The sequence below is a fragment of the Infirmifilum sp. genome (assembly GCF_049970975.1).
Taxonomy (GTDB): domain Archaea; phylum Thermoproteota; class Thermoprotei; order Thermofilales; family Thermofilaceae; genus Thermofilum; species Thermofilum uzonense.
On sequence record NZ_JBMFLX010000108.1, the window covers coordinates 1 to 4,475 of the forward strand.

The window sequence follows — 4,475 nt, forward strand, 5'->3', positions numbered from 1 at the left end:
CCCTGACCAGATCTACAGCCATCCTAGTCCAACCCGTGCAGTACCTTGAACGCCTGCACAGGCCTTCTCACGGCAAGCCTACCCTTCTCGAAGGCGGCGAGAATCCTCGTGAACCAGAAGTGTAGCTCGTACTCCTCCAGCATCCTAACCACCTCCTCCAGCTCCATTATCTTCGCCGGGCTCCTCAAGGTCTCGCGAACAGCAGCGTATACCACAAGCCTCTTATAGGATTCCTCTCCAACCCTGAGCGAGCGTTTTCTCGGCTTCACATGCACCCCAATTTTTTCTGCCATCATTACTATTTCGACCCACGGGCACACAGCAACTAATTCAGCCCTGCGAGTGTAAGTGCCAGGGTAGAAATGGCAAACCTGCACAGCATCGTCAGAGCCCCTCCGCTTGACACGCCTATACGTATAGATAATTAATCTCTCTGCCTCGACGGGGTTCAAAGAGCTTTAACACCCCTATACTTCGACAATATACTATTAACGTCACCCTTGACATCAATAGGCTTCGTTAGGACGACTTCAGCGCTAAATTCCTTAACAGCATGGATTCCCGTGCTCCTCTTCAGCTCCTTTGCAAGCTCAAGGAAAACAAGAGGGTCAGACCCTCTCGCAGATAACTCAAAATGCTCAGAGTCACGTTCAAGGCGAATTACACCCTTCTCCAAGACAAGAGGACCTAGTTCCTTACTCCTAACCAGATCCTCGAATTCCTCAAGATCCTCTACCAGGAGCTTATTGATTATGGGTGTCCTCTCGGTTCTAACCGAGACGGTTAGCCTAGCTATGGCGGGCTGCTCCAGTTCGGGTGACTCAACCCTTACCGTATACGAGTACTCACCCTCAGCCTCCGGAGCCGTGATGCTCCAGCGAGTCTTGAGAGGTAGCAAACCGCTACTCGGGTCAACAACGCCCCTATCCACGTGTAAAGCAACGGGTCTTTCTATAGACCCAATGGGTTGAATGGTGATTTCGACGGAAACTTCTCCTCCAGGAAGAACCTCGACCCTACTTGGAACCACGTCAACCAGAACCTCATGTCTAATCTCCTCTATCTTCTCAACCACTGGGTAGGACAAGAACATCTCGATAGCCTTCTCCTTATCTAGGTCTATAAGTGGAGTCTCACGATTTTTCTCACGAAACACATAGCTCACCCGAACCTTCCTACCCTGCTCCTCTACAACCCTGGGCTTCAGGCTCTCCAACATTCTGGAAGCAGCTTTCCTCCAGGGAAGCACTATGTCAGACTCATAAACACTATCAGGAACCCTACCCACTGGGAGCCCCACAGCTTCACCCTGCTTGTAAATTCGAAGCCAGTAAATCTCGCCACCCCTCTGCAAACCAATCTTTAAATTTTCAATACCCTCCTTTAAAGCTTCAAGTACAAGGTCCCTCTTCACAAATGGGAGTCTCGGATTGGTATAGAAATACGTTAAAATATCCTTAACCATCAACTCCTTATCACTTTCCGCGAGAGAACTCCCAAGGATTTTCTTAATTAGGAAGTCGAGCTCAGCAAAATTCAGCCTGTCGATCTTGGCCTTAGCTAATCCCGGATCAGCTAAAGCCTCCTCGGCACCTCTCGCGAGTGAAGTGTCACGAAGAGAAACACGATCCTCAGTCACTTCTTGTTCACTAGGAAAGGCTATAGTGTCGAAAGCCGCGAGAATTTTATACATGAGCTCCTCCCATTTCTTATTTCTATATCTCTGGAGAGCCTTGCGTTCATAATTTCGATATTCTTCATCAGGATATATTTCCTCTAACTGTTTCTCCACTTCATCACAAGCCACGATCGTAGCAGCATGCATTGAAAGATCTTCGAGCTTCCTCTCATCACTTGGGTATAATACAGCGATAGTATTCCTGTATACTTTGCCTCCGCCACTTTTAACCTCATATATGATTTTTCTAATTTCCTCTTTACTAAGGTTTTTTGGAGAAATGACAAGGATATATCTAGGTTCATCAATTGGAAGAGGCCCCTCACTAATAATAACCTCGAAGAGGCGAGACTCCGCAGCCTTTCTAGGCGCGTTAGGCGGCCCCCCCACAGCAAGTTTGTTCACAGCCTCCAGCAACTTAGACCGAACCTTATTTGGGTCTACCCGTTCCGTCTTATCCTCGCAAAATTCTCGCACGGAAGGCACGGGGTTAAACCAGTAGCGCTCATGCCTCACTCTCAAGTAGTACAGTTCATTCTCGGCCATGTTGAGCGCATTTAGAATGTCAACCGGCTTGATCCCAAGGGATCGGGCCAGTCCCTCCTCGTAGACCATGAAAGCTATGTCCTCCTTCCCAGGGAAAACATTCTCTGGGATAAGAAGCCTACCATAAACATACGTCCGAAGGAAAATTGACAACGCAAGCCTGTATACCAAGCCCCTCGGGTCGAGCTCCCGAGCTTTTTCGAATAGATCCTTATTGACCACGGGCTCAAAATAGGCAAACGGCTGTGTAAGCACAAAGCCACGAATAGTTTCGTCTGCAACATCAATATGCCAGGGCATTATGAAGTCTGGATCTTCGTCGCTCCGTAGTATTCGTCTAACCACGAGTCTCGAGATCCTCAAGGCGTCCCTGGTTCGCTGCAGCTCCGGGTTCCTGGTGACAATATCGTATAGAGTATCTAGGTAAGTTGGGTGAAAGGGGGCAGTAACATTCAACCTAGCAGCAAGCTGTACAGCTTGATTGCCGAAAAACTTCGCTTCACTCTGGTATAGAACCAGGTACTTACTCCGAAGCTCGCCGACAACCTTCGCATCGACCTGCTCAAAAATCCTTCTCTTCAAGACCTCCACAGTCTCCTCAGGCCTCAGTGGCATCTCATAATTTGAGACAACCCTACCGATCCCGTTCCGGATCATCCGAGCCGCCTCCCTGTAGACCTCTATGTACTTTTCCTCTCCATCCTTGACCTCAAGTGGGAGCGTTATAACCAGGGCAGCCTTAGTCCCCTCTACAGCCTTTGCCAGGCTCTCAATGAAAGACACTACGCTATTCCCGTAGCCTTTCAGAGAGCTATCACTAGACTCTCGGAACCTCGTAACATACTTAGCAATCTCATCGATTAAGATAACGACCGGCTCCTCTCCAAGAAGCTTCTTGAGTGTTACAGCGCCAGGGGCATAGACCTTTTCGTCCTCCTCCCTCAACTCTGCATATCGGCCCAGCTGGTAAGCCAGCGAGCCCCAGACAGTCCTCACCTCGTAAGGCCCCAGGCCGAGAGGCTTCGAAGGATTAGGGCATAACTCGTCAGACTCTCCGTCAAGGACGACGAGGCGAGGCCTAGCATTAGAGTATAGTGCTCCAAGCTCAGGATCCACTTTTTGAAGAGCGTAAGGGTTCCTCACCGCGTGGATGATCGTGAGTAGAAGGTGCGTCTTTCCCCCTCCGTAGAGAGAAAATAGTGGGAAAACATTCCTCTTACCCCTTCCCGCTACTGTTTCAGCGACCTCCCGCAGAACCCTCTTAATAGTCTCAGAAAGATATGTCGCCGCAAAAAAACTCTCAGAGTTACGGTACAGATCATGACCACGCTGAAGATAAACCTCGGCCAGCGAGGGAGCCAGCTGCGAGTCGAGAGACTCGTCGTAAAGGTCTTGCCTTACCCGTGCATAAGACTTAAGCCCCATGAACCCATCCCTCAAGCGTGCCTATACCTGTTAGATATGAAATCACACGAGTGTTTAACTCTTTCTCCGGATCTGATGATGGGAGCAATTTAGAGAATATGCTTGCCAGTCTGAGAGCCTCATCAACATGATGAGCCCCATGCCCCCGCAGTTCCTCGTAGCGTTCCCTAAACTCCTTTACATTATGGCTCAAAGCATAGTACTCGAGCAGGTGAAGCGCGTCGACAGGACTCTCCACCACAGGCTTAAAGGGATCCAGCCCACGCTCCCTCATGAGATCCAGGAGATCGTCACGGCTGTTCCCCTTAGGCTCTAGCAACTGGAAATCCCCATCGGTCTTCAAAACTATCCTTAGATCCCGGAGACGGCGATCATCAACGCCTGTACCAAACCCCAGAATATGCACCGTAGTCCTATCCATGACCCTCCTCCCAGCCCTCAAGCTTCGAGGCAACAGAAGTTTAGCCAGCAGATAGTAGAGGGCCTCTCTGCTCCTGACCTCTTCGACTGAACCTCCGGTTCCAACATGCTTTGCAATAGCTTTTGCCAACCCCCTGGCCGCTGCAGGATAAGCCTTCTCAGCTACGAGCTTCCCAACATCATTCACACCCACAATCCTCTCCAAAGAAGTAAATGGGGCGAACGTAGCAGCCAATGTACCGACAAATAAGTCCATACCCCACCAACCTGATTTTAACAACTCTGAGACACGCCTCTCAGCCTCCTGGACAGCCTCTTTATAGACCTCCTCTACCAACCCCTCCCCCATGCGGCCCGGCCTCCACACCACCACGATCGAGGTGTCGAGCGCCGCCTTGCCCCTGGC

At 50.2% G+C, this 4,475-nt stretch carries 2 protein-coding genes and 1 pseudogene; all 3 read right to left on the reverse strand.

The genetic code is table 11. The annotated features are described in order from the left end of the window. Positions 1-23: 23 nt before the first annotated feature. Positions 24-452: a hypothetical protein gene (locus ACP5KC_RS09035; RefSeq protein WP_428287329.1), complete on the reverse strand. Its 429-nt coding sequence runs from the start codon at positions 450-452 to the stop codon at positions 24-26. After that, entirely contained in the window at positions 449-3,649 is a 3,201-nt protein-coding gene (locus ACP5KC_RS09040; RefSeq protein ID WP_428287330.1) for a DUF499 domain-containing protein, read from the reverse strand. Before ACP5KC_RS09040 ends, ACP5KC_RS09035 begins: the two co-directional genes overlap by 4 nt. Beyond that, positions 3,639-4,475, reverse strand: a pseudogene (locus ACP5KC_RS09045) (hypothetical protein); the annotation flags it as partial. The gene ACP5KC_RS09040 and the pseudogene ACP5KC_RS09045, both read right to left, overlap by 11 nt.